Source organism: Nocardia sp. NPDC004568, assembly GCF_040609955.1.
Classification (GTDB): Bacteria; Actinomycetota; Actinomycetes; order Mycobacteriales; family Mycobacteriaceae; genus Nocardia.
On sequence record NZ_JBEXLL010000004.1, the window covers coordinates 178,770 to 203,618 of the forward strand.

At 69.1% G+C, this 24,849-nt stretch carries 19 protein-coding genes and 4 pseudogenes; 8 read left to right on the forward strand and 15 right to left on the reverse strand.

Going from position 1 to position 24,849, the window contains the following annotated elements; translation table 11 throughout:
• Positions 1–3: 3 nt before the first annotated feature.
• Positions 4–517: pseudogene (locus ABZV91_RS03715) on the forward strand (OsmC family protein).
• Positions 518–643: 126 nt separating this feature from the next.
• Positions 644–1,276: a glyoxalase gene (locus tag ABZV91_RS03720; protein WP_355234856.1), complete on the forward strand. Its 633-nt coding sequence runs from the start codon at positions 644–646 to the stop codon at positions 1,274–1,276.
• Here the strand turns inward: ABZV91_RS03720 and ABZV91_RS03725 are convergent.
• Together ABZV91_RS03725 and ABZV91_RS03730 are read right to left on the reverse strand one after the other, a co-directional pair.
• A complete protein-coding gene (locus ABZV91_RS03725) occupies positions 1,233–2,957 on the reverse strand; it encodes an MFS transporter (protein WP_355234858.1) in 1,725 nt (574 codons plus the stop codon). The two genes, ABZV91_RS03720 and ABZV91_RS03725, sit on opposite strands and share 44 nt — an antisense overlap.
• A 257-nt stretch (positions 2,958–3,214) precedes the next feature.
• Positions 3,215–3,955, reverse strand: coding sequence for a hypothetical protein (locus ABZV91_RS03730; RefSeq protein ID WP_355234861.1), 741 nt, complete (start codon positions 3,953–3,955; stop codon positions 3,215–3,217).
• Positions 3,956–4,115: 160 nt separating this feature from the next.
• On the opposite strand from ABZV91_RS03730, the gene ABZV91_RS03735 reads away from it, so the two are divergent.
• On the forward strand, positions 4,116–5,648 hold the full coding sequence (locus ABZV91_RS03735) for an FAD-dependent oxidoreductase (RefSeq protein WP_355234864.1): 1,533 nt from the start codon (positions 4,116–4,118) through the stop codon (positions 5,646–5,648).
• 37 nt (positions 5,649–5,685) lie between these two features.
• Here ABZV91_RS03735 and ABZV91_RS03740 read toward each other — a convergent pair whose 3' ends face one another.
• A complete protein-coding gene (locus tag ABZV91_RS03740; protein ID WP_355234867.1) occupies positions 5,686–6,330 on the reverse strand; it encodes an endonuclease in 645 nt (214 codons plus the stop codon).
• A gap of 121 nt (positions 6,331–6,451) precedes the next feature.
• Complete coding sequence (locus ABZV91_RS03745; protein WP_355234870.1) at positions 6,452–6,616, reverse strand: hypothetical protein; 165 nt, start codon at positions 6,614–6,616, stop codon at positions 6,452–6,454.
• 25 nt (positions 6,617–6,641) lie between these two features.
• Here ABZV91_RS03745 and ABZV91_RS03750 point away from each other — a divergent pair, with 25 nt between their 5' ends.
• The gene (locus tag ABZV91_RS03750; RefSeq protein ID WP_355234873.1) at positions 6,642–7,151 is read left to right on the forward strand and encodes a CGNR zinc finger domain-containing protein; all 510 of its coding nucleotides are present in this window, start codon (positions 6,642–6,644) and stop codon (positions 7,149–7,151) included.
• A gap of 48 nt (positions 7,152–7,199) precedes the next feature.
• On the opposite strand, the gene ABZV91_RS03755 is transcribed toward ABZV91_RS03750, so the two are convergent.
• The 5 genes and pseudogenes from ABZV91_RS03755 to ABZV91_RS03775 all read right to left on the reverse strand — a co-directional run bounded on the left by ABZV91_RS03755 (position 7,200) and on the right by ABZV91_RS03775 (position 10,681).
• Positions 7,200–8,288: a methyltransferase gene (locus ABZV91_RS03755; RefSeq protein ID WP_355234877.1), complete on the reverse strand. Its 1,089-nt coding sequence runs from the start codon at positions 8,286–8,288 to the stop codon at positions 7,200–7,202.
• 104 nt (positions 8,289–8,392) lie between these two features.
• Positions 8,393–8,823, reverse strand: a pseudogene (locus ABZV91_RS03760) (DUF2165 domain-containing protein).
• Positions 8,820–9,038, reverse strand: coding sequence for an MFS transporter (locus ABZV91_RS03765; RefSeq protein ID WP_355234880.1), 219 nt, complete (start codon positions 9,036–9,038; stop codon positions 8,820–8,822). The pseudogene ABZV91_RS03760 and the gene ABZV91_RS03765 overlap by 4 nt, the downstream one beginning before the upstream one ends.
• Positions 9,039–9,273: 235 nt before the next feature.
• Positions 9,274–10,008 (reverse strand): annotated as a pseudogene (gene dgoD / locus ABZV91_RS03770) (galactonate dehydratase); the annotation flags it as partial.
• Between the two features lie 100 nt (positions 10,009–10,108).
• Positions 10,109–10,681, reverse strand: coding sequence for a 2-dehydro-3-deoxy-6-phosphogalactonate aldolase (locus tag ABZV91_RS03775; protein WP_355234883.1), 573 nt, complete (start codon positions 10,679–10,681; stop codon positions 10,109–10,111).
• A 1,238-nt stretch (positions 10,682–11,919) separates the two neighbouring features.
• Between ABZV91_RS03775 and ABZV91_RS03780 the strand changes: the two genes are divergently transcribed.
• The 3 genes from ABZV91_RS03780 (at position 11,920) to ABZV91_RS03790 (ending at position 17,072) form a co-directional block, all read left to right on the forward strand.
• Positions 11,920–12,294: a hypothetical protein gene (locus ABZV91_RS03780; RefSeq protein WP_355234886.1), complete on the forward strand. Its 375-nt coding sequence runs from the start codon at positions 11,920–11,922 to the stop codon at positions 12,292–12,294.
• 211 nt (positions 12,295–12,505) lie between these two features.
• Complete coding sequence (locus tag ABZV91_RS03785) at positions 12,506–15,730, forward strand: protein kinase (RefSeq protein WP_355234889.1); 3,225 nt, start codon at positions 12,506–12,508, stop codon at positions 15,728–15,730.
• A gap of 457 nt (positions 15,731–16,187) precedes the next feature.
• Complete coding sequence (locus ABZV91_RS03790; RefSeq protein WP_355234892.1) at positions 16,188–17,072, forward strand: aldo/keto reductase; 885 nt, start codon at positions 16,188–16,190, stop codon at positions 17,070–17,072.
• Positions 17,073–17,254: 182 nt separating this feature from the next.
• On the opposite strand, the pseudogene ABZV91_RS03795 reads toward ABZV91_RS03790, so the two are convergent.
• From ABZV91_RS03795 to ABZV91_RS03810, 4 genes and pseudogenes are all read right to left on the reverse strand, one after another.
• Positions 17,255–17,908, reverse strand: a pseudogene (locus ABZV91_RS03795) (SMP-30/gluconolactonase/LRE family protein); the annotation flags it as partial.
• A gap of 206 nt (positions 17,909–18,114) precedes the next feature.
• Complete coding sequence (gene katG, locus ABZV91_RS03800) at positions 18,115–20,346, reverse strand: catalase/peroxidase HPI (RefSeq protein WP_355234895.1); 2,232 nt, start codon at positions 20,344–20,346, stop codon at positions 18,115–18,117.
• Between the two features lie 35 nt (positions 20,347–20,381).
• The gene (locus tag ABZV91_RS03805) at positions 20,382–20,786 is read right to left on the reverse strand and encodes a Fur family transcriptional regulator (RefSeq protein ID WP_355234941.1); all 405 of its coding nucleotides are present in this window, start codon (positions 20,784–20,786) and stop codon (positions 20,382–20,384) included.
• 145 nt (positions 20,787–20,931) lie between these two features.
• Positions 20,932–21,216, reverse strand: coding sequence for a cold shock domain-containing protein (locus ABZV91_RS03810; protein ID WP_355234898.1), 285 nt, complete (start codon positions 21,214–21,216; stop codon positions 20,932–20,934).
• Positions 21,217–21,623: 407 nt separating this feature from the next.
• Here ABZV91_RS03810 and ABZV91_RS03815 point away from each other — a divergent pair, with 407 nt between their 5' ends.
• Positions 21,624–21,959, forward strand: a complete 336-nt coding sequence (locus ABZV91_RS03815) for a MerR family transcriptional regulator (RefSeq protein ID WP_355234900.1) — start codon at positions 21,624–21,626, stop codon at positions 21,957–21,959.
• 180 nt (positions 21,960–22,139) lie between these two features.
• Here the strand turns inward: ABZV91_RS03815 and ABZV91_RS03820 are convergent, their stop codons facing one another.
• Both ABZV91_RS03820 and ABZV91_RS03825 read right to left on the reverse strand, forming a co-directional pair.
• Positions 22,140–23,591 carry an MFS transporter gene (locus ABZV91_RS03820; protein ID WP_355234903.1) on the reverse strand — a complete coding sequence of 484 codons (1,452 nt, stop codon included), beginning with the start codon at positions 23,589–23,591 and terminating at the stop codon, positions 22,140–22,142.
• A gap of 144 nt (positions 23,592–23,735) precedes the next feature.
• Positions 23,736–24,551 (reverse strand): DUF1206 domain-containing protein, encoded by an 816-nt coding sequence (locus tag ABZV91_RS03825; RefSeq protein ID WP_355234906.1) that lies wholly within the window; start codon positions 24,549–24,551, stop codon positions 23,736–23,738.
• Between the last annotated feature and the right edge of the window lie 298 nt (positions 24,552–24,849).

Sequence of the window (24,849 nt, forward strand, 5' to 3'; positions counted from 1 at the left end):
ACCATGACCACCGGCACCACAGCGCTCAACGACATCACCGACGCCACCGCGAGAGCAGTGCGGGACGACCCCACCGCCGCCACGGTGATCTTCCGGGCCGCGGGCACTCCGCAGGGCGCGGTGGGCAGCACGATCAGCGCGGGTGCGCACCGCTTCCCGGTGGACGAGCCACCCGCGCTCGGTGGCGACGACACCGCCGCCAATCCGGTCGAGGTGTATCTCGGCGCGTTGATCTCCTGCCATATCGTCACCTACCGGTTCTGGGCCCAGCGGCTGGGCCTGGTGGTCGACGAACTGTCCGTCGAAGCCGAAGGCGACCTGGACGTACGCGGCTTCTTCGGTCTCGACGACGGGGGTGCGCGCCGGCTTCCAGGCCGTGCGGTTGCGGGTGCGGGTCACCGGACCGGAGACCGCCGAGCGCTACGCCGAACTCCAGGCCGCGGTCGAGGCGCATTGCCCGGTCCTGGACCTGACCACCGGCGTGACACCGGTGCACACCACGCTCGAGACCGCCTGAGTCGCGTTCGGGCCGCCGCGCACAGTCGTAGCGGCACCACGCGGTGGGCTGTCCGCAGGTTCTCCCGAGCGCATTGATCAGGAATCGAGAAGCGCCGGCGACCCGCCCGGAATTAGCGTGAACAGCATGAACGCTTCGACACACACCACCACCGCCCTCACCGTTCACCTCGAGGTACCCGACCCCGATGCCGCCCGGGCCACCTACACCGCCGCCTTCGGCCTCGGTGACGAGCTGGACTTCCGCGCGGCGCAGACCCCCACGAACGGATTCCGCGGCTATATCCTTTCGCTGGTGGTGGCGCAGCCGGGAAACGTCGACAGTCTCGTCGACAGCGCCCTCGGCGCCGGGTTCACCGTCCTCAAGCCCGCCGAGAAGAGCTTCTGGGGCTACGGCGGCGTCCTCCGGGCACCGGACGGCGCGATCTGGAAGATCACGACCTCGAAGAAGAAGGACACCGGGCCGGTCACCCGCGAGATCGACGAGGTCGTGCTGCTGCTCGGGGTCGACGACGTCAAGGCCGCCAAGCGGTTCTATGTCGAACGCGGCCTGGCAGTGGCCAAGAGTTTCGGTGGCAAGTACGTGGAATTCGCGACCCCGGGTTCGCCGGTGAAGCTGGCACTCTACGGACGCCGCGCCGCGGCCAAGGACGCCGGCGTCTCCCCGGACGGGGACGGTTCGCACCGTATCGTGATCGCCGGCACCGCCGGATCGTTCACCGATCGGGACGGGTTCGTCTGGGAGTCCACGGCCGGGTGAGGCCGCACGGGGCGGCGACGGCCGCTCCACCGGTAGTGGCGCGGACGAGTTCTCGGCGCCGCGGCACCCGGTGCGCTGCCCGGATGCCGGCGGCCGAGGGGATACTTCGCCGAACCTCAGTCGGCGACGACGTGCGCCGGACGAAGGCGAGCACGGGCAGCGCGGTGACGAGCAGGACGGCGCCGGCGGCGGTGAGGGCGAGATGATCGGCGGAGGTGAACGCCTCGTGCACCGCGGCCGCGATCCGGTCGGCGAGGGCCGCGGGGAGCGAGGCGGTCGAGGAGTCGCCTTCGCCGGCGGCCGCGACGATCTTGCCGACGGTTTCGTCGGGAAGGTTCTGCCGGTGCAGGCCCTCGGTGAGTTCGGTGGCGAACCGCGTGGTCAGGATGGTACCGAGAATGCTGGCGCCGAGGACATTGCCGACTTGACGGAACATGTTCACCGCGGCACTGGCCATTCCGGCCTGGTGCAGCGGAACGCTGATGACAGCGGCCGCGGTGGAGGGCGCCACGAGCATCCCGCTGCCGATACCCACCAGCAGCAGGCCCGGCCAGACCCGCCCGAAACCGGGCTCGGGCGGGGCGGCCAGCAACCCGAAGACACCGGCGGCCATCACGAGCAGCCCCAGCGTCAGCATCGTCTTGAATCCGGTGCGATGCACGAGGCGACCGGCGACGGCGCTCACGACGATGAACGGTACGAACATCACCAGCAGGCGGCTTCCCGCACCGAGCGGGGTGGTCTCCTGCACGTGCTGGAGATAGAACACGGTGACCAGGGCGGTCCCGGTGAACGCGAACATCGTGATGGCGGCGCCGGCCATCACCGCGCTGAACGACGCCGAACGGAACAGCGTGACATCGAGCATCGGATCGGGATGGCGCGCCTCGTACCAGATGAGGGCCACCAGGGAGACCGCCAGCACCGCGTACGCCACCAGGATGTGGCCCGCGGTGTATCCCGAGGCGCCGCCCTCGATCACCGCGTAGGTCAGGGCGCCCACCGCGAGCGTGCCCAGCGCGATACCACCGGGATCGAGAGTGCGGCCGGGCTGGCGGCTCTCGGCGACGAGGGTGAGGGCACCGAGCAGGGCCATCGCCCCCAGCACGACATTGATCATATAGATCGAGTGCCAGGAGAAGATGTCGAGCAGGGCGCCGGCGACGAGTGGACCGACGGCCAGCCCGAGACCGGAGCTACCGGCCCAGATGCTGATCGCCTCCGTGCGTTCGTGGTCGGCGAAGGCGTGGCTGACGATGGCCAGACCCGCGGGCAGCACCATCGCCCCGCCCACGCCCATGACCACCTGCGCGGTGATCAACGCCGGTGTGCTGTGCGACGCGAACGCGACAGCACTGCCCACCGCGAACAGGGTTGCGCCGGCGGCGAAGACGAGCCGGCGGCCGACCAGGTCGGCGAGGGTTCCGGCGCCTAGTACGAGACTGGCCACCACCAGGCTGTAGGCGCTACTGATCCACACCGCGGCCGCGGACCCGGCGTGCAGGTCGGATTGGATGATCGCCAGGCCGCCGATGGTCGACGAGACATTGACGAAGGTCATCATCGTGCCGACGCAGACCACGGCCAGTACCCACCAGCGACTTCGCGGCCCGGATTCGGCAATGGCAGGAGCGGGAACGGTTTCGGAATCGTCGTGGACGGCCGATTCGGGCTGGCTCATATCGTGCTGTGTCTTTCTCGCAGGTAACGCAGATATCCGATGCGCCAGGGGCTCGTGGCCCATCGGATTCGGCGACGCGGAGGCGCAGTGGTTCGCGGCTCGGCGAGGCCGGCCCGTGGTTCCCGCGCTGTCCTCGACCTGCTCGGGCGCCACGTGCAGGGACAAGGTACCCCGCCGCAACCGTGGATACCGTCAGAGCGCCGAGGGCCGGGCGGCGGGGGCCGCGGCGGCGGGTCCGGAACCGCGACCGGCGGGCCTCAGCGGGCGAAGGTCGCGGTGTGGGCCGCGGCGACCAGCCGGACGAGATCGGCGCCTCCGTCGTCGTCGAGGACCGAGAACGCCGGCGCGATGAGGTCGTCGGTGACCGATTCCGCGTGCTGCCAGGCGGACCGGATGTCGTCGGAGATCTCCTCGAACGGCTCGGGCCACCCGTAGAAGCGGGCCTGGCCGGGACCGTCGTTGAGGGTCGAGCCGGAGATCAGGACGGCCTGCAGCGGGGTGATGCCGGCGGCCCGCACCGCGAGAAGATGCAGCCCGCCACGTAATTCGCGCAGGACGTGGGAGAGCTGCATGGCCCGGCCCGGCGCGTCCGCGGGCAGGGGTACGCCGCGCCACCCCGCGAACAACGGGAGTCCGGCCGGTTCGGCCGCCGCGACAACCGCTTCCAGCAGTTCGGCGAGTCGCGGCGCCTCGTCGAACGAACCGAGTTTCCGGCGGCCGAAGTCCTGACAGGCGAGTGCGTACCGGTGGGCGGCCTTCGCGGCGGGCATCGGGATGGACTCCCACGCCGCGCGGATCGAATGCGCGGGGAAGAAACCGAACGCCGCGGTGACCACATCGGCGTCCACATCACCCAGAACCCCACCGCGGCCGCGGGTATAGGGACCGACGAACCCGTCCACTCCGGTTTCGGCGGCGTACTCGCGAGCCTCCCGGGAAAATATGAAACCGCCGCCGAGTTCCTGGATATGTCTGTTCACCGTGGCGCCGACCGACATCTTCGTTCCTTCCACTGCCTCGATATCCGCCTCACCGTATCCACCTTTTACGCCCCATGGAAGTCGTGGGCGCCGTGCAGGCCGTCCCCCGCCCACCGGGCGCCCGATACTCGTACGCGGCGAGAGGTGTGGCCCGCCGGGTCCGGGGTATCCGCGCGCCGTGAACTCACCCTTCGGAACAGCCGAGTCGTATTGGATGGATTCCACCCCGGCGACGTCGTATCCGCCGGTAGCCGGCGATATCGAGGCAGACGTCGCGATCGTCGGCGCGGGTGTGGCGGGCATCTGCAGCGCGTGGGAAATCGCCGCCACCGGCCGCTCGGTCGTCGTCCTCGAGGCCGACCGGATAGTCTCCGGTACCACCGGCTACACCACCGCGAAGGTGAGCGCTCAGCACACGCTGGTCTACGACACGCTGCGTTCGTCGTTCGACGCGGAGACCGCGCGCCTGTACGCCCACTCGCAACAGGACGCGATCGAGCATCTCGATCGCACGGTCACGGATCTGGGCATCGACTGCGAACTGGAACGGGTACCCGCCTACACCTATGTCACCGAGGAGAAACGGATCGACCAGATCCGCGCGGAGGTCGATGCCGCACGACAGGCGGGGCTGCCGGCCACGCTGGTCACCGAGACCGGTCTGCCCTTCCCCGTGGCGGCGGCCGTCCGCGTGGCGGACCAGATCCAGTTCCACCCACGCCGCTATCTCCTCGGCCTGGCCGAGGCCCTGACCGCGCGCGGCGGCCGGATCTTCGAACGCACACGTGTCGTCGGGCTGGACGAGGGCGACCCGTGCCGGTTGACCACCGAGTCCGGCGCCACGGTCCGCGCACGCGATGTCGTGGTCGCCACCCATTACCCGGTGTTCGACCGGGCGCTGCTGTTCACCCGCCTGCAACCGCGCCGGGAGCTGGCCGTCGCGGGTGTGATCGCCGCCGAACACGACCCACAGGGCATGTACATCACGCCGGAGAACAACACCCGCTCGGTGCGCACCGCTCCCCACGGCACCGACCGACGGCTGCTCATCATCACCGGTGAACACCTACGGCCGGGGACGGTCTCGACCACGGACCGTTTCGATGTGCTGGCGCGGTGGGCCCGCGACCATTTCCCGGTCGACGCCCTCACCTACCACTGGGGCGCCCAGGACAACACCACCTCCGACGGAGTGCCCTATATCGGCCGCTTCCATCCCGGCGCCCGGCACGTCTACGTGTCCACCGGTTTCGGCGGCTGGGGGATGACCCACGGGATCATGGGCGGGCGGTTGATCGCCGCCGAACTCGCCGGCGATCCGATGCCCTGGGCGAAGATCTACGATCCGCGGCGCCTGCACCCGACGGTCGAGGCCGGCAGCCTGCTGAAATCCGGGCTGGATGTGGGCCGCCATCTCGTCGGCGACCGGCTCCGCCCACAGTCCTTCGTCGACTCCGCCGCGGATCTCGCCCCGGGCAGCGGAGCGGTGATGCGCAGGTCCGGGCGCCGCAGCGCCGTCTACCGGGACCACGACGGCACACTGCACTCGGTGTCGGCGGTGTGCACCCATCTCGGTTGCGTCGTGGCGTTCAACGATGCCGAAACCAGCTGGGATTGCCCGTGCCACGGGTCGCGCTTCGATATCGACGGCAAGGTCCTCGAGGGGCCGGCGACCACTCCCCTGGAATCGCACGACCCCGGCGACAGTTGACCACCCCGGGGCGGCCACCGGTGGGCGGCGCGGAAAGTCAGCCGGCCGCCGCCCGGACCTCGTCCGCCGCGTCGTCATCGATGCCGATCCGCACCAGCGCCGCGGCGAACTCGGCGGCACGGTCGCGCGGCGCCAGCCGGGCGAGCTCTTCCCGGTCGGTGGGCAGCCCGACCTTCGCGGCGCCGCGGAGGGCGCGTTCGTCGAAATAGGGGCGCGCCCAGGTCCACACGTCCTGCACCTCGCGCAGGAAGATATCGCCCCCGGTGGGGCCGATTCCCTTGAACTGCCGGATCAGCGCCGCCGCCCGGCGGGCGTCGTGGCCGGCCTCGTCCGCGAGTTTGCGGAGATCACCGTCGTATTTCTCGACAGCCCTGGTGGCGGCGTCACCCAACTGGGAGGCGGTCCTCTCATCGTATCGGCGATAGTGCCCGCGGCCGAGCGCGTCGACCAGGTCCTGCCAGTCCGCGTCGGCCATCTTCCGGGCGGTGCGGTAACCGCTGTTTCTCAGCTCGGCCGCCGCGGAGATCGCGATATCGGCCGAGATACGGGCACTGAGTAGATCGGTCAGCACGAGCAGCTGGAACAGCGGGGCCGGTTTGTCGTCCAGCCTGATCCCGGCTTCGGCGGCGTAGGTGGTGCCCGCCCGGTCGAGCACGGCGTGCACGACGTCTCGGTGGCTCATCACTCCTCCTCGTCTCCGCCGCGCGTACCCGCGGCCGGCCGGCCCACACCTCTGCCGCGCACGACGCGACATCGGCGCGCCTGCCGCCTCGGTGACTCGACGGACGGCGCCGCGTCAACCGTCAACCCTGGACTCCGGCGAGGTCGCTGCCACCCGGTGACGCGGTGACCGCATCCGCTTCGGTCACCAGCCATTGCCCGCAGACACAGCGCCAGTAGCGGACCGCGCCGTGCTCGGAGATCAGGGCGGGTTCGGGCCAGGAGCAGGCGGGGCAGGTGATGGTCATGACCCGAGTCTGCTGTAATGGTTCTGTGCATTTCAACCCTTACGGCGGCACCGCGGCCGAACTGGCGGCCCGAATGGTGAACGCACCGCCGGATCAGGATCTGGCCGCCCTGCTCGCCGAGTCCGGTTACAAACCCATCGGTACGGTGAATTCCCGGCAGATGGCCGAGCTGCGCCGCTGGACCCGTCGGCTCGACGCGGTGTTCCGTGCCCCGGGGGTCGAGCCGATCAACGCGCTCCTGGCCGAGACGACGAGCCGCCCGTATATCTCCACCCACGACGGGCGGGCACCGCATCTGCACTACGCCGCCGAGGACGCGCCGATCGAGGAACGCGTGAAGGCCTACACCGCGGCGGGGCTGGCCGAGCTGTACTGCGCCGCGCCCGGCCGGATCGGGCAGTGCCGGCGGGCCGAATGCCCGCGGGTCTTCGTCGACACCTCCCGCAACGGACGGCGCCGTTTCTGCTCCGAGCGGTGCGCCAACCGGGTGAATGTGGCCAGGCACCGGGCCAGGTCCACCCACCGGGCGGGATGACCGCGCTGGGGGCGACCGGGGCGACGGCGCCGCTGTCACGCGCCGCTGTCACGGCACGGGGACGGCCTCGAGCACGTTCTCCGGAGACAGTGTGGGTGTGCACGAAACGAGCGCGAACCCGGCGCCGGCCAGCAGGGCCCGGTATTCGCATTCGGTGCGCTCCCGGCCGCCGGTGTGCACCAGCATCTCGAGATCGATGTAGTTGCCCGGATGCGGGCGATTCCGGTGCGGGAGTAGCAGTTCGATCACCAGCAGCCGGGCCGTGGGGGCCATCGCCGCGCGGACCGTTCGCAAGATCTGCCCGGCCTGTTCGGCGGGCCAGTCGTGCAGGACGTGCTTGAGCACGTAGAGGTCGCCACCCTCGGGGACTGCGTCGAAGAACGAGCCGCCGACCGCGGTACACCGGCCGGCGATCTCGGCCCGGGCCAGCGGCTCCGCCGCGGCGGCCACTACCTCGGGCAGATCGAACAGCACACCGGTGCAATCCGGCGCCCGGCGCAGTATCTCCGACAGCAGGGCACCGCGACCACCGCCGATATCGACGACCGTGCGGTAGCGGGCGAAATCGTGCGCCGCCAGCACCGCGCTCTGCCCGATGCCGTCGATATCGGACATCGCGCGATCGAACATATCGCCGAATTCCCGGTCGGCGCGGACGAGATCGAAGAAGGCGCGAGCGGGCAGGGCCGGCCGGCCGGTGCGCACTACGTCCACCAGACGCGTCCAGTGGTCACGGTGTGTCGGGCCACCGTAGAACAGCACCGCGTCCCGTAGCGGCACTGCCGCGTCGGCGCGCAACGCCTGGGCCATGGGGGTGAGCGCGTAACGACCGTCGCGCCGGCGGGCGAAGATACCGTGCGCGGTCAGCAGGCGCAGCAACCGCCGCAGCGCGTCGGGGTCCGCACCGACCGCCCGCGCGAGATCGGTGCCCTCGCGCGGGCCGGCGGCGAGCGCACCGGCGATATCCAGGGCGGCGGCCGCGTGGATCGCCTGGGACAACCAGCCCGCGGCAACCATCTCGAGGAGGGCGAGATGTCCGGGCACCAGACGTCGGTGGACCCCGGCCAGTCCGTCGCGGACCCGCTCCACCGCCCGAACCAGCGCCCGCGGCGGTGTCTTCGTTCGATCGGTGAGCATGACGACTCCCTCTCGTGGCGGGGTATCCGCTGAGACTACGACCTCGCGCGGGTGGCCCCGGACAACGCGGCGGTCCGTGTCGGAGGATCGCGGTCCGCCGAGGGTCAGCCGGCCTCTGCGGACCGCGGCAGGTACACCAGGATCAGCCCGACCCCGGCGATGAGGAAATTCTGCAGCGCGGCCGATGACGCGTTCACATCCTCGTTGGCCCACATCCGGAACCATTCACCGCCGACGGTCAGGAAGCGCCCGCGAACAGCAGGACGGCCATCGTCCAGTCCAGGCTGGACAACCGCGCGGCGGTACCGGTGACACCCACGCGCCCGCGCAGGGCGCGCACCCACACGACGGCCGCCGCGAGCAGGACGAACGCGATGAGGAACTCCCAGCCGACGATGAGGATGTAGGCGACGAGCGCGACGGTCTCGTTGCCGATCGCCCGCCAGCCGGTACCGGCGTTGTGGATGGTCTGCTCCATCGACAGCACCGCGGCGAGGCCCCGGCGGTTGGTCTCGGTGTCGGTGCAGTTGGTCACCGCGAGAATCCGATGACGGAGGCGCGTTCGCGTTCCGGGAACCAGGCGGTGGCGACGCGGTTGTTGATCGGATAGGCCGGCGCCTCGAAAACTCCCACCAGCAGCCGCAGTGCGATGAGGCCGACGAAACCGCCGATGATGCCCATGAACACCGTCGCCAGCGACCACAGCAGCAGGCAGGCGGGATACAGCACGCGGGGCGGGACGTGGTCCACGAACCAGCCACCCGGGTCTGCAGCGCCGCATAGGTCCAGCCGAATGCCGACAGCAACAGGCCATGTTGCGCGGAGGACAGATTCATCTCGTCGGCGATGGCGGGTACCGCGATCGACAGGTTCGCACGGTCCATGTAGTTGATGACCACGGTCACGAACAACATGACCGCGATGAGGATTCGCGCTCTACTTGCCTTGGCGGCCAGGCCGCCGGCTGCCGCGGGTCGTTTGTCGACCGACGTGAATCCCATCGGGAGAACAAGCGCTCCCCCAGCGCGATCGGAATCGGCGACTGCCGCAGCACATCCACCACACTGTCGACCTGTTCGGACAGCACCGGTTCCTCGACGAACATCAACCGGTACGGTTCCACTTCGCGCAGCAGCACTTTCATCATCGGTTTGTGCACCCGGCCGTGGAAATCGACACCGATTCCGATATTCGACCCGACCGCCTCGCGCACGGCGGCCACATTCGCGACGCAGCGGTCGATCTTGTCCCAGGTGTCGAGATACTGCAGTTCCTCGGTGCCGTTCATCTTCACCGCGGCGAAACCGCGGTCGACCGCGTCCCGGGCCGCCTTCGCGGTCTCGTCCGGCCGATCACCACCGATCCAGGAATAGACCTTGATGCGGTCGCGAACCCGGCCGCCGAGCAATTCGTGCACGGGAACACTCAGCGCTTTGCCCTTGATATCCCACAGTGCCTGGTCGATACCGGCCAGCGCGCTCATATGGATACCGCCACCGCGGTAGAACCCGCCCCGGTACAGCACCGTCCACAGATCCTCGATGCGGCCCGGATCCTCCCCGAGCAGATAGTCCGACAGTTCCTCGACCGTCGCGGCGACCGAGGCCGCGCGCCCCTCCAGCACGGGCTCGCCCCAGCCGACGATGCCGTCATCGGTTTCGATACGCACGAACAGCCAGCGCGGCGGCAGCGTGAACGTCTCGATCGACGCGATCTTCATTGATTTCCTCCTGTGCAGCGGACAGCGTTGTCCGGTGACGAGCGGGTCCTACGGGGTGGACGCCCACATCTCCGACAGCCGGCGAGTCCTGGCGCGTACGTCACGGGCGCTGTCCGCCGGGCCGGTAGACCGCGGTGCCGATCCCGGCACAGCCGGCGCCGGCCGCGCGCCAGTCCGCGAGGTTGGTCTCGTCGACACCGCCGACCGGGATCAGTTCCACCTCGGCCGGCAGGACGGCGCTCACGGCCCGCATACCGGAGATGCCCAGCGCCTCGGACGGGAACAGTTTCAGACTGCGCGCCCCGGCCCGAACCGCGCCGAATGCCTCGGTGGGCGTGGCGACCCCCGGGTACGAGCGCATACCGAGGGCGCGAGCGGCCGCGATCACCTCCACATTGGTGTCGGGCGACACGATGATGTCGGCGCCGGCCGAGCGGGCCCGCTCCACTTCCTCCGGACGCAGGTCGGTGCCGGCACCGACCGGGCAGACCGTGCCGAAACCGCTCGCCAGCAACTCGTCGGACCGATACGGGTCCGGTGAGTTGAGCGGCACCTCGATGGCGTGGAAACCCGCCTCGAGCAGAGCCGCGCCCACCTCGACGGCTTCGCGTGGGGTGATGCCCCGCAGAATGGCGATCAACCCGGATCGGGTGGTCTCCGATGCGTCCACCATGAATAACTCCTCGATAGTGTTCATTTTCCGACGGCCCTTCCGCGCGCGTCCGCCCCGGCGGCGACCAGCCCGGCCGCGATCGACAGACCTACGCCCGGACCGGCGCGGCCATGGACCCGCGGCGGCCGGGCCCCATCGGAACGACGGAAACGCAAGCGCGCCACCCGAACATATAATTACCTGTGCGAAATGCATCGCTTCACGACTGCGTCGCAATACGTGAAAAATTCACGCAATTTCTCCGAAATGCCGAACTTGCCGACCCGCGATCAGCCGAATCGACCGACACCGATGTAATCCGAAGGGCAGCGGAGCAATTGTGTAGGATAGGTCACAATTCAGTTTGATTTAACCCCGCATACCTATAACGTTCGTATAACACCAGTACCAAGGTGTGCGGCGGCGCAGACGGCATCGCCGAAGCAACGGATACGACAGGAGCATTATCATGGGTTCAGTGGACTTCAGCGCCCTCGGCGATTTCTTCGGCGCCTTCGGTGACATCTTCGGCGGCATCGGAACCCTGTCGAGCTTCTCTGCCGAGTAAGTATGCGCTGCGCATGAGCAGGAAACCCTGCGACTACAGCCCGCCGGATTGCGCCCGGCGGGCTGTTGCATTCTTCCGCCCGCCATATCGTCGGATTTTCACATATATCACCGCACGGAGAATGACGAAACCTTTATCGACGATTGTCGATACGATCGGTCCGCAGTCGTTTTGCATTCCGGTCGAGAGACGCGAATATGCCTCGCTCGGCGGCGGGACCGCCACGCGGCGACCGGTCGGGCTGTACGTCGATCGCAGAAAGCAGCACAGATCCGATACCACGGTGGCGGCCCATTCGAGTCGCCCTGACGCCGATTCTCTCGTAGTCGTACCCGGGGCCACCGAATCACGGGGCGGCACCGCACACCGCCATGACCACACCGCGGACGAAGATCAACGGCCCGGCCGGCCGACGGGCGGACCCGCTCACCCGGCGCACCGACCGTCACCACGCGCACCCCGGCCCCCGCGGGCACCCCGTATGACCCCCGTCACTCCCGCTGAACGGCCGGCACGCGGCCTGCCATCGCGCTGACCGGGCACTATTCGAAAACAGGTATACCCGGGGCCGTTCGACCGGCGCATCCGCGCGCCGGATACCAGACCCTGGTAACCGAACGATTCGGCAACCATCACATCGAGGGCAGCAATGCACGAGTGGAATTCCGACAACCTCCCGAACTGTCGCGATATGTACGCGGAATGCACCGAGGTCGCACTGATGATCCGCCGGTGTGGGAGCTGTAGCAGGCTGTTCGCCCCGCCGGTCACCCGGTGCTCGGCCTGCCGGTGTGACGATTTCGAACGTATCCCCTCCACCGGGAGCGGATCCATTGTGTGCTGGCGGACCGTGGCCTGGGCGCCGAACGCCCGCACCGAGGCGGTGGAATCCGCGATCGCCATCGTGGAACTCGACGAGGGGCCGTGGGTCTACACGACGATCCACGGCGAATTACCGCGCGCCGACTGCCGGCCGGTCCGGGTACGTTTCCAGGCGCCGCCGCGCGGGGACCGCTTCCCGGTGTTCGTGATCAGCAGCGGGCAGCCGGCGCGCGCCGCGGAGTAACCACCCCTGCGGCTCCCGCGTCACCGGTGTGATCGGCTCACCCCCGCCCTCGCCGGACCATGAACAATGCCTCGCCGCCGGAGTGCCCCGGCGATACAGTTGTGGTGTTGAGAGGGACGCGTATGGTTCCCGGTGCCCACAACCAGACCCGGTGGATCGCGCCGCTCCGGTGAACGGTGACGACCCCGTCCGTACCCGCCGCGAGTCGACGATGACCGTCGCGACGGAGCTGGATGCTGCCGGATTCGAGAACGCGGCGGAAATCGGCCGCGGCGGGTTCGGCGTGGTCTACCGGTGCAAGCAGGAGCCACTGGACCGGACGGTCGCGGTGAAACTGCTGACCGCGGAATCCGACGAAGACAACCGCGCCCGATTCGCCCGGGAGCAGCGCGCGATGGGCCGGTTGACCGGACATCCCAATATCGTGACCGTGCTGGAGGAGGGCATCACCGCCTGCGGCCGGCCCTACCTGGTGACCCCGTTCTATGCGCTGGGCTCCCTCGACGCCTGGATTCGCGACCACGGCCCTCTGTCCGCCGAGGACGTCCTGCAGATCGGCGTCAAGATCGCCGGCGCACTGGAGAGCGCGCACCGGCTCGGCGTCGTCCACCGGGATGTGAAACCGGGCAATATCCTGCTCACCGACTACGGGGAGCCCGCGCTGACCGATTTCGGTATCGCGCACATCGCGGGTGGTTTCCGCACCGCCGCGGGCACCGTGACCGGATCGCCCGCATTCACCGCGCCCGAGGTTCTCGAGGGCGAACCGCCGACACCCAGCGCCGACGTGTACGGGCTCGGCGCCACCATGTTCTGCGCACTCACCGGGCACGCCGCGTTCGAGCGGCGCAGCGGCGAGAAGATGGTCACCCAGTTCCTGCGGATCACCACCCAGCCGCTGCCCGATCTGCGCGAGCGGGGGGTGGATGCCGATATCAGCGACCTGGTGGAATCGGCGATGAGCCGGAACAGCCGGGAGCGTCCGACGGCCGCGGTCCTGGGCGAGTGCATCCGCCGGGTGCAGGAGCGGCACGGATACCCCGTGGACGAGATGGCGCTACACGGGCAGCCCGCCCGCGAAGCACCCGCGGACAAGCCCCGGATACCGGCCCAGCGCAAACCGGTCGGCGCCGACAGCACCGGAAACATCCCCCTGGAGCTCACCAGTCTCGTGAATCGGCGCACCGAGGTGGTGGAGGTGAAGAACCTGCTGGCGAATTCCCGGCTGGTGACCTTGTCCGGGACCGGTGGGGTGGGGAAGACGAGGTTGGCACTGCGGGTCGCGTCGCAGGTGCGGCGGGACTTCACCGGCGGGGTATGGCTGGTCGACCTCACCGATGTCTCCGATCGCACCATCCTCGTCGATGTGGTGGCCGCCGCGGTCGGCGTGCGCGACGAAACGGGCCGACCGCTGATCGATGTGCTGGTGGAGTACCTGTGCCCGCGCGAAACCTTGCTGGTGCTGGACAACTGTGAGCAGCTGGTGCAAGCGGTCGCGGAACTCGACGAGGTCCTCCTGCAGGGCTGCCAGGGACTGCGCATCCTGGCCACCAGTCGTGAACCGTTGAATATCGCCGGCGAGGCGGTGCTGCGGGTGGCGCCGCTGAAAGCCCCCGACCCGAGCGGCGGGTCCACCCCGCCCGGACTGCCCCGCTTCGACGCGATCACCCTGTTCGCCGAACGCGCGGCCGCGGCGGTGCCGGGCTTCGAACTGGACGAGAGCAACAGAGAGGCCGTGGCGCAGATCTGCACCCGATTGGACGGCCTGCCATTGGCCATCGAATTGGCGGCCGCTCGTTTGCGCACCATGACGCCGCAGCAGATCCTGGAGCGGATCGATATCCGCAACCCGCTGCTCACCCGGGCCAGCCGCACCGCGCCGATCCGTCAGCAGACCCTGCGCCTGTGCATGGATTCGAGTCACGATCTGTGCACACCGGCCGAGCAGCGGCTGTGGGCCCAGCTCTCGGTGTTCGCCGGAAGCTGCGAACTGGACGCCGCGGAGGACGTCTGCGATATCGACCCCGGTCCGGGCAGCGTCCTGGATGTGCTGTCGTCGCTGGTGGACAAATCCATACTCATCCGCGAGGAGACCGACGGGGCGGTGCGCTTCCGGATGCTGCAGATCCTGCGCGACTACGGCCGGGAGAAATTACGGGAGGCCGGCCGGACCGATGAGATGCGCCGGCGCCACCGAGCATGGTGCGAGCAGCTGTGCGCGGACGCCGCGAACGGCTGGATCAGCGCGGAACAGCCCTACTGGATGGCCCGGCTCACCCGCGAACAACCCAATCTGCGGGAAGCACTCGAATACTGCCTGTCCGAGGACACCGAGGCGGCGGCGGATGCCGGCCTGCGGATCGCCGTCGGGCTTTTCGAGTTCTGGAACTTCCGCGGTCTCTACGGAGAGGGTCGGTCGTGGTCGCAGCGCACGCTCGCCCGCCCCGGGTGGCACTCGGTACCCGACCGTATCGGGGCTCTGTGCGCGGCGGGCAAATTGGCCGCGATGCACGGGGAGTTTCCGGCGGCGGCGGACGCGCTGGCGGAAGCGCAGGACCTCGCCGAGCAGGAGGCGGCCCCGATATACGACGCGCAGATCGCGTATTCCCAAGGGCTTTTCGCCATGTCGCGCGGCGAACCCGACGCCGCGCCCGCCTATTTCGAACGCGCGGTGGCATTGACCGGTGCGGACCCGGCAAGCCAGCTGCGGATGAGCGCATTGGCACTACTCGGCTGGGCATACGAACTGAGCGGAGAGACCGCCCAGGCGAGCGAGTACTACCGGGAGTTGCTCAGGATCACCGAGCCGCGCGGCGAACTACTCCACCGCGCGGCGGCCCTGCGCGGGCTCGGAATCGCGGTCTGGCGGGACGGCGACCCGGAGCGTGCCCGGCGACTGCTCCAGGACGCGTTGCGGGTCAACAGCGGCCTCAACAGCACAGTGATCAATATGTTCTGCCTCGAGGCGCTGGCCTGGGTTCTCGAGATCCCGGCCGAGGCCGCACGCGCCGCGATGCTCATGGGCGCCGCCGAGGGATTGCGGCCGGCCGGCGCCCGGGTGACGACCGTCTTCCGGAATATGGCCGCCCTCCACGAGGAATCCGAGCGCCAGGCCCGGGCGGCACTGGGTGACCGGCGATTCGACGCGGCCTACCAGCAGGGACAGACCATGGGTATGGACGCCGCCGTGGCCTACGCGCTCGGTGAACCCGTCGCCGAGGCCGGCGGTTCGGCCGACCACGCAGCGAAACTCACCCGGCGCGAACATCAGGTCGCCGAGTTGGTGGCCCAGGGACTCAGCAACAGGCAGATCGCGACGAAGCTGGTGATCTCGCAGCGCACGGCCCAGGGTCATGTCGAGAACATCCTGACCAAACTGGGCTTCACCTCCCGCGCCCAGATAGCGGCCTGGGTGGTGGAGAACGCACAACACTGACACTGTCTCGCACACGCCGATCGCTCCGGATGCGACGTCCCGCGCGGTCCGCCATGGCGACCGGGAGTCCGCCGATATCCTGCGGGACCCGCCCGACACCGCGCACGACCCGGGCGCCGCGACGTGGCCTGCACGCGGACGCTCGGCACCCTGCTGCGCGACTCCGACCGGCTCGACGGCTGCCCGACCACCGCCACCGCACTCGAGGCATGCCGGACCGGTCCGGCTGCTCGGCTCCTACCTCACCGGCTCCGGCGACACCCGGTAGTACTGCCCCGTACCCGGTCCGCCGCGCGGGGACACCGCGGCAGCCGTGTCCTTCCCCCGGCTGTCCTGAGCTCGCGGGCAGGTCGGACACCGACGTCCCGTACCCGGCGCAGCATCGTTATGCGGGTGACACCGCTCATCGGACACCGGAGCCGGGCTCACGCCGGCGCGGCCGCCTATGGTCGGGAACATGACCATCCCGAACCTCACCCTGAACAACGGTGTCGAGATACCCGCGCTAGGGTTCGGCGTCTACCAGACCCCGCCGGAGGAGACCGCCGCGGCCGTGGAGGCCGCGCTGGCCACCGGCTACCGGCATATCGATACCGCGGCGGTGTACGGCAACGAACGGGGCGTCGGGGACGCTGTGCGTCGTTCCGGGCTCTCCCGCGCCGAGGTCTTCATCGAAACCAAGGTCTGGATCACCGATTTCGGCTACGAGGCCACCCTGCGCGCCTTCGACAAGAGCGCCCGGAAACTGGGTACCGAGCGGATCGATCTGCTGATCCTGCACCAGCCGCTGCCCGGCGAATTCGACCGGACCGTCCAGGCCTACCGGGCGCTCGAGCAGCTCTACGCCGACGGCCGCGTGCGAGCGATCGGTGTCTCCAACTTCATGCCCGAGCACCTGACCCGGCTGCTCGCCGACACCGAGGTCGTGCCCACGGTGAACCAGATCGAGGTGCATCCGTATTTCCGCCAGTCCGAACTCCTCGCCGCCGATACCGAGCACGGCATCCTCAATCAGGCCTGGTCGCCGATCGGCGGCGTCACCTTCTACCGCGACGGATCACACGGTTCCACCCTCGACGACCCGGTGATCGGTGAGATCGCGGCAGCGCACAGCCGGACACCCGCCCAGGTGATGCTGCGCTGGCACCTGCAGCAAGGTCGCCAGGTGATTCCGAAATCGGTACGGCCCGCGCGGATCGCCGAGAACTTCGACGTGTTCGATTTCGACCTCACCGCCGGAGAACTCGACGCCATCGACGCGCTCGACACCGGTGTCCGCGGCGGTCCGGAGCCCGCCGACATCACCCGTGAGCATTTCGGCATCGAGATCCCCGAAAGCTGAACGTGCGGCTCACCGACCCCCGCGCCCGCGGCGGGAACCGGCGCCTCGGTGACCAGGATCCGCGCGGACCGGCGGGCCTGCACGGCCTGCATCCGGTCGACCCCTTCGAACTCGTTGCAGAGCAGGAACAGATCCCGTCCGCCGGGCCCGCCCAGCGCGCAGGAGAAGCACGGGATCCCGATGTCGACACGGTGGGTGACGGTGCCCCCGTCCAGCACACGCACACAGGCGCCGGCCGGGGCGCGCGGATCACCCGTATGGGCGGCGGTATCGGCGGTCTGCGCCCAGATCGCCGATTCCGCGTCCACGCAGATTCCGTCCGGGCCCAGGCCCCGGGCCCACACCCGGCGATCGGACAGCGATCCGTCGTCGCCGATATCGAAAGCGCTCAGCCGCCCGGCCATCGATTCGGCCACCACCAGCGTGGCACCGTCGGGGGTGACGACCATGCCGTTGGGAAATTCGAGGTCCCCGGCCACCCGGCGTGAGGTCCCGTCGGGGGCGACGAGATCGATCCACCCCGGTTCCGGAACGCCGCCGCCGAGAAAATCGAAATCGGCTCCATCGACGAACATATGACCGTGCGAGTCGATCACGATCTCGTTGCCACCCAGTGCGCGGTGTGGAACCCGTTCGCCGTGGGATTCGTGCCGGATGAGCGTGGGACCGGTGGTGACCAGTCGCCCGTCGGGCAGCCAGTCGATGGCCCAGCCCATTGCGCGCGGCCCCTCGCCCATCACCTCGACCCGGCCGTCCATATCGACCGCCAGGACCTCCCCCGCGCCCCAGTGGGCGAACCACAGCCGGCCGTCGTGCCACCGGGCCGATTCGACCATGGTCAGGCCGGTGAGCAGTGTCCGTGGTGGGGGCAGGTACTCGACCACAGCCCCAGATCCTACTGACCCGGTGGGTGTTTCGCCGGTCCCGCGCGGCGGATACGCGTCAACCCGCCTACTCCGGCGCCCGCGAAACCCGCGACAGCCGCGCCGGAGACGGGTCCGGGCCGCCCCGCACGGGACGGCCCGGAGCTCGGCGGCACCGGTCAGCGCAGATCGTAACGATCGTTCTCGGCGACCTTGACCCACGCGGCGACGAAATCGTCGACGAACTTCTTATCGGCGTCACGCTGCGCGTACACCTCGGCCACGGCGCGCAGCACCGAATGCGACCCGAAGATCAGGTCGTTGGCGGTGGCCGTCCATTTGACCGCACCGCTGCGGCGGTCGCTGCCCTCGTAGACGTTCTCCGCCGACTCCGACGCCTTCCACTCCGTGTTCTGGTCCAGCAGGTTGACGAAGAAATCGTTGGTCAGCACACCGGGCCGGTCGGTGAACACACCGTGCTTCGTGCCACCGTGGTTCGCGCCGAGTGCGCGCAGACCACCGATCAGCACCGTCAGTTCCGGCGCCGTGAGATCGAGCATGTAGGCCCGGTCCACCAGCAGACGTTCCAGCGGCGCCTTCTCACCGGGCCGCACATAGTTGCGGAACCCGTCGGACCGCGGCTCCAGCACCGCGAACGACTCCACATCGGTGTTCTCCTGGGTGGCATCGGTGCGGCCGGGCCGGAACGGCACGGTCACCTCGTGGCCCGCGTCCCGAGCCGCCTTCTCGACCGCGGCCGAACCGGCGAGGACGATCAGATCGGCCAGCGACAGCTTCTTCCCGCCCGATGCCGCCCGGTTGAAGTCCTGCTGGATCCGCTCGAGGACGGGCAGTACCTGCGCCAGTTCGGATGGTTCGTTGGCCTCCCAGTCCTTCTGCGGTGCCAGCCGGAGCCGGGCGCCGTTCGCGCCGCCGCGCTTATCGGTGCTGCGGAAGCTCGCCGCCGAAGCCCAGGCGGTCTTGACCAGTTGCGGAACCGACAGACCGGAATCGAGGACCTTGCCCTCGAGGTCGGCGATGTCCTCGTCGTCGATCAGTTCGTGGTCCACGGCCGGGACCGGGTCCTGCCACAACTGCGGTTCGGGAACCCACGGGCCGAGGTAGCGGCTGATCGGTCCCATATCGCGGTGCAGCAGCTTGTACCACGCCTTGGCGAATGCCTCGGACAGTTCCTCGGGATGTTCCAGCCAGCGGCTGGTGATCTCCCGATAGATGGGGTCTTCCCGCAGCGCCAGGTCCGTGGTCAGCATTGTGGGCGTGCGCGGTGGGCCGTCGAAAGGATCCGGGATGGTGCCTTCGCCCGCGCCGTCCTTCGGCTTCCACTGGTAGGCCCCCGCGGGACTCTTGGTGAGTTCCCATTCGTAGCCGTACAGGTTCTGCAGGAAGCCGTTGCTCCACCGGGTCGGAGTGGAGGTCCACACGACCTCGAGACCGCTGGTGATGGCGTCCTTGCCCTTGCCGGTACCGTAGCTGCTCTTCCAGCCCAGGCCCTGCTGTTCGATCGGGGCGGCCTCGGGTTCGGCGCCGACCAGGTCGGCATCGCCCGCGCCGTGGGTCTTGCCGAAACTGTGCCCGCCGACGATGAGCGCGGCGGTCTCCTCGTCGTTCATGGCCATCCGGCCGAAGGTCTCCCGGATATCCCGGGCGGCGGCCACCGGATCGGGCCGCCCGTTGGGGCCTTCGGGATTGACGTAGATCAATCCCATCTGGACGTTGGCCAGCGGGTTCGCCAGTTCCCGGTCACCGCTGTAGCGCTCGTCGCCGAGCCAGGTGTCCTCCGGACCCCAGAAGACCTCTTCCGGTTCCCAGATGTCGGGGCGCCCGAAACCGAACCCGAAGGTCTGGAAGCCCATCGAATCGAGCGCGACATTGCCGGCGAAGACGATCAGGTCGGCCCAGGAGATACTGTTCCCGTACTTCTGCTTCACCGGCCACAGCAGGCGACGGGCCTTGTCCAGGCTGGCGTTGTCGGGCCAGCTGTTGAGCGGCGCGAATCGCTGCGCGCCCTGCCCACCGCCACCGCGGCCGTCGGCGATCCGGTAGGTACCCGCCGCATGCCAGCTCATCCGGATGAACAGGCCGCCGTAGTTTCCGTAGTCGGCCGGCCACCAGTCCTGCGAATCGGTGAGCACCGCCTCGACATCGGCTTTCAGCGCTTCGACATCGAGCTTCGCGAACTCCGCGGCGTAGTCGAAATTCTCGCCGAGAGGATTTGCTTTGGACGAATGGCCGTGCAGCATCGAGACATCGATCTGCTCCGGCCACCAGTCCGCGTTGGTCCGGGGGCGGTGGTCGGTACGGGCCGTAGGCGAGGGGATCGCCGGGTTCTCGCTCTCGCTGGCGCTGCGAGTTCCGGTGTCAGGAGCGGGTGGACGACTATCGGAGGTCACGACTTTCCTTCCTGAATGAGTGGCAGGAGCTGCGATCAGGTGCGGTGCGAGACCGCACAGTCGGGACACAGGCCCCAGTAGATGACCTCGGCTTCGTCGATCGAGTAGCCGTGGTCGTCGGAGGCTGTCAAGCACGGGGCCGCGCCGACTGCGCAATCGACATCGGCGATCGAGCCGCAGGTCCGGCACACGACGTGGTGGTGATTGTCACCGACGCGGGACTCGTAACGGGCCACCGAACCGGAGGGCTGGATACAACGGAGGAGTCCGGCCGCGGTGAGCGTGTGCAACGAGTCGTACACCGCCTGGTGCGAGACCGCCGACAGGCGCGACCGCACCGCACGGATGATCGAGTCGGTGTCGGCATGCGGGTGGTCGTACACCGCGCTCAGCACCGCCACGCGTGGGGCTGTCACGCGCAGCGAAACTCCCCGCAGCATCTGCTGGAAATCCACGGCCGCATGCACAGCCGAAAGTCTTGTCTCTTTTCTGGAATGAGTCAAGCATGCGCGCTGCGTTCGACCGTCTGCGCTGGTCACAGCGATGTACTCGTCATGTCTGGATCAACCCTTGCCGTCGGTTCGCTCAGTCGCAGAGGCGCACCGCCACGGCCTCCGCCCCACCGGCCCGGGCGACCGTGGAGAATTCCACGCGTTGGTCGGCGAAGAGCACCCGGTACCCGTCGGCGTCGATACTCCGGTACTCCACGAAGACCGGGGCTATATCGTCGTCGGGATCGATATAGCCGAAGCCTTTCTGGGCGTCGTACCAGATCACCCGGCCGAATCGGACGGAGGACCGCTCGGTCGCCGCCCGGGGTTGCGCGGCGCCGGGGTAGTCCTCGAGGCGCGGAGAAGCGGGCGCCGTCACCGGACACTCGCCTGGGTAGTGCCCATCACGCGGTTCCACCACTCACTGAGTGGACTCGGTTCCGGCCAGACAACCTGGGCCTCGGGGCGTGACTCCGTACGGTCTCGTGTCGATGCTGTCGATATTTCGGTACTGGCCATCACCAGGCACATCTCCAAACTCGCGGATCGGTGGACAACGGGATACTCGGCTGTGGCGGAGGAATATCCGAGAGCGAGACGAAGCGGGCCCGAGCGGGCCGCCCGGCTTCTCCCGACCCGGCGGACTCCGACTGCCGCATACTTCTCTCGCGTCGATCGAATAGATAATCTTTGTCTCATGGCACAGATTTCTTATAGCACTGACACTTGTATAGTGCAAGTTGATAAGGTAGGAAACCTCGCGTACGACGAGGAGAAGAGGAGTGCATGGATCACGAGCGCGACCCGGGGCAACACCTGCCCGATCCCGATCAGGCGGTATACGGGATCTCGGTCGCCGCAGGTCTCGCGGGCATCGGCGTCCAGACGCTACGGCTCTACGAACGCCACGGTCTGCTCACCCCCGCCCGCAGTGACGGTGGCACCCGCCGCTACAGCGGCAACGACCTCGCTCGCCTGCGCCGGATCACCGAGCTGGTCGCCGCCGGCGTGAACCTCACGGGTATCGGCCGCATCCTCGACCTCGAGGATGCCAATGCCGATCTGCACGCCGACAACGACCGCTTGCGCTCGGACAACGACAATCTGCGCGGCACGCCGTAGCCGCGCAGATCGCACCGGACGCCGACGCGTACCGCGGGTTCGCGGTCGACAGGACGACACCGGCGGAAACGCCGGCCGCCCGGACGAGGGGTGTCGAATGCATATGCGGCGTCTACCCCGGATTCTTTCGATCATGCATCTCGCCGCGAACCGCATCGCCCACTCGCGTCGCGGCAGCCGTCACGGCGCGGCCCGCGCCGGAGCGATCGCGGGACCACCGACCCCGCACTGCGGCATGCAGTCCACCCGGTCCGGCTCGGGGGCGCGCCGCGGCGGCCGCAACAGCACCCCGGCCAGCACGGCACCGGTGAGCAACAGGCCGGCACAGATCCACATGGCGACACCGAAACCCGAGTCGAACGCCGCGGGATCGTCCAGCGCACCGGTGATACCGGCCAGCCCCGGCAGGGCCGCCACCGCGAGCAGCTGCGCCGTCCGCGCGACCGCGTTGTTGACCCCGGAAGCTATTCCGGCCTCGCGCGCCGGCACCGCGCCGAGAACCGCGCCGGTGAGCGGGGCGACCAGTACCGACAGCCCGAGACCGAAGACCAGCACCCCGGGCAGCACATCGAGCGGATAGGAGGCGCCGGGTCCCACCCGCTGCAGCAGGAGCAGCCCGCCCGCGGCGAGCAGCGGCCCGCAGGTCATCGGCAGGCGAGGCCCGTGCCGCTGGGCCCAGCGGCCGGACGGCGCCGAGAGCGCCAGCATCAGCACCGTCACCGGCAGGGTGGCCAGCCCCGCCAGCAACGGCGAATAGCCCGCCACCACTTGCAGTTCCAGCACCAGCAGGAAGAACACGCCGCCGAGCGCGGCGTACACCGCGAGAGTGACCAGATTGGCCACCGTGAAAACCCGGGAGGCGAACAGCGCCGGCGGGACCAGCGGATGGTCGCTGCGCATCTCGATCAGGACGAAGACCGCCAGCAGCACCCCGCCGGCGCCCACCAGGATCGGTGGCCCGTCGATCAGCCCGAGTGTCAGCGCGCCGAGCGCCGCGGCCACCACGAGCGCGCCGGCGAGGTCGAGCCGGGCGGCCGCGCGCGGATCGCGGCTCTCGGGCACATGCCGCAGCGAGACCAGGACGACCACCGCCACCAGCGGCACATTGAGGAAAAAGATGGAGCGCCAGCCCGCCACCTCGATCAGCCAGCCGCCGAGGAACGGGCCGAGCGCCCCTGCCACCCCGCCGAATCCGGACCACAGTCCGATCGCCGCACCCTGGTCGCGGTTGTCGATGGAGGCGGAGATGAGCGCGAGACTGCCCGGCGTGAGCATGGCCCCGGCCACCCCCTGCAACACCCTGGCGGCCACCAGCATCTCGATGTTCACGGCCGCTCCGCACAGCAGGGACGCCACAGCGAAACCCACCGCGCCGGCGACGAAGACCTTACGCCTGCCGAAGCGGTCCCCGAAGGAGCCGCCGAGCAGGATGAACGAGGCGAGGGTGAGTGTGTAGCCGTTGAGCGTCCACTGCAATCCGGCGACATCGGTATCGAGCGCGGCGCCGATCCGGGGCAGCGCGATATTGACGACGGTGGCGTCCAGGGAAGCCACCGAGGAACCGAGCACGGTGGCCAGCACGATCCAACGGCCGGCCGCCGACCCGAGACGGGGCAGCTCGGTGGGGTTCACGTCACCGAAGATACGGATCCATGGCGGTCCGGAACGGCGCGACACACGCCGGGACGCGAGACGGGGCCGCCACTGCGCCTGTTCCGCCCTGCCGGTCGGCAGGGCGGAACATGGCGTGGGTGGATCGGGACGAGCATCCGCCGGTCACATCCGGGCGTAGCGGGCACAGGCGAAATCGTAGAGACCGTAGGCGGCGATCCCGAGCCCGGCGGCGACCAGGAGCACCGGACCGAACGGCTGCGCGCCCAACGTTTTCAGCGCGGCGTCCAAGCCACCGGCCTTACCGGGATCGGCCTGGAATACCGCCACGATCACGAGCGCACCCGCCCCGGCGATGGCCGCACCCTTGCTGAGGTACCCGACGGTGCCCAACCTGCGCAGCAGCGCGCTCTCGGTCCGCAGTTCCTTCAGGAACCGCCGGGTGGCGCCCTTGTGGATGTGGTAGGCCCCCACCGCGATGATCACCGCGCCGGCGAGGACGAGGGCGATCTTGCCGCCGGTGCTCTCCATCAGCCGCGCCGATAACCCGGCGTTCTTACCACCGCTCGAGGTGCCGCTACCCCGGACGAAACCGAACGCGGTGATCGCGTAGCCGAGGTAGACCACGCCCACGGCGCCCGCTTTACCGCGGTGGAACAGATCCGATGTGCGGTCCTCGTGGCCATCGGTACGCGGACCCAGCGCCGCCTCCGTGAACCGCCACAGCGCCATGAAAACGAAGGCGGCGACGGCGACGACCAGCGCGGGGACACCGCCTGGTTTGGCGGCCAGCTCGGCCATGGCCCCGGACTGATCGGTGGTGCCGCCGCCACCGAAGGCGAGGCGCACCGCGAGGTAACCGATCAGCAGGTGCACGAGCCCGGCCATGACGTAACCGGCACGGGCGAGGCGTTCGAACACGCGACTGTCGGTGACGCGGTGCGCCGCGGAAACCGGCCTGGATGTGGAAACCTGGATCATCTGGCCTCTCTTCGTACCGGAGGCGCGCGACCGGGCAGTACCGGAACAGGTCCCACGCGAGCCCGGGCCGGATCGATCCGAAACCGCTCCTCGCGCTCGCCTGTTCGCTGCCACGCCTCCTCGAGCGAATGGAACGTTCAGCAGATACCCGGGAACAGGGCCGTGAAACGGTACGTCTCGGGGTGGGTGGGGGGGGGGCGCGGCCCCCCCCCGCCCCGCCCGCCCCGCGGCCCAACGCCGCCCCGCCCCCCCCCCCCCCCGACCCCCGGCCCCACAACCCCACCCCCCCCCCCCCCCC

What these genes read in the sequence shown, in the direction of transcription:
- ABZV91_RS03720 (WP_355234856.1), top strand. Translation starts at nt 644, where the DNA reads ATGAACGCTTCGACACACACCACCACCGCCCTCACCGTTCACCTCGAG.
- ABZV91_RS03725 (WP_355234858.1), bottom strand. Translation starts at nt 2,957, where the DNA reads ATGAGCCAGCCCGAATCGGCCGTCCACGACGATTCCGAAACCGTTCCC.
- ABZV91_RS03730 (WP_355234861.1), bottom strand. Translation starts at nt 3,955, where the DNA reads ATGTCGGTCGGCGCCACGGTGAACAGACATATCCAGGAACTCGGCGGC.
- ABZV91_RS03740 (WP_355234867.1), bottom strand. Translation starts at nt 6,330, where the DNA reads ATGAGCCACCGAGACGTCGTGCACGCCGTGCTCGACCGGGCGGGCACC.
- ABZV91_RS03745 (WP_355234870.1), bottom strand. Translation starts at nt 6,616, where the DNA reads ATGACCATCACCTGCCCCGCCTGCTCCTGGCCCGAACCCGCCCTGATC.
- ABZV91_RS03755 (WP_355234877.1), bottom strand. Translation starts at nt 8,288, where the DNA reads ATGCTCACCGATCGAACGAAGACACCGCCGCGGGCGCTGGTTCGGGCG.
- ABZV91_RS03775 (WP_355234883.1), bottom strand. Translation starts at nt 10,681, where the DNA reads ATGGTGGACGCATCGGAGACCACCCGATCCGGGTTGATCGCCATTCTG.
- ABZV91_RS03780 (WP_355234886.1), top strand. Translation starts at nt 11,920, where the DNA reads ATGTACGCGGAATGCACCGAGGTCGCACTGATGATCCGCCGGTGTGGG.
- ABZV91_RS03785 (WP_355234889.1), top strand. Translation starts at nt 12,506, where the DNA reads ATGACCGTCGCGACGGAGCTGGATGCTGCCGGATTCGAGAACGCGGCG.
- ABZV91_RS03790 (WP_355234892.1), top strand. Translation starts at nt 16,188, where the DNA reads ATGACCATCCCGAACCTCACCCTGAACAACGGTGTCGAGATACCCGCG.
- ABZV91_RS03805 (WP_355234941.1), bottom strand. Translation starts at nt 20,786, where the DNA reads ATGCTGCGGGGAGTTTCGCTGCGCGTGACAGCCCCACGCGTGGCGGTG.
- ABZV91_RS03815 (WP_355234900.1), top strand. Translation starts at nt 21,624, where the DNA reads ATGGATCACGAGCGCGACCCGGGGCAACACCTGCCCGATCCCGATCAG.
- ABZV91_RS03825 (WP_355234906.1), bottom strand. Translation starts at nt 24,551, where the DNA reads ATGATCCAGGTTTCCACATCCAGGCCGGTTTCCGCGGCGCACCGCGTC.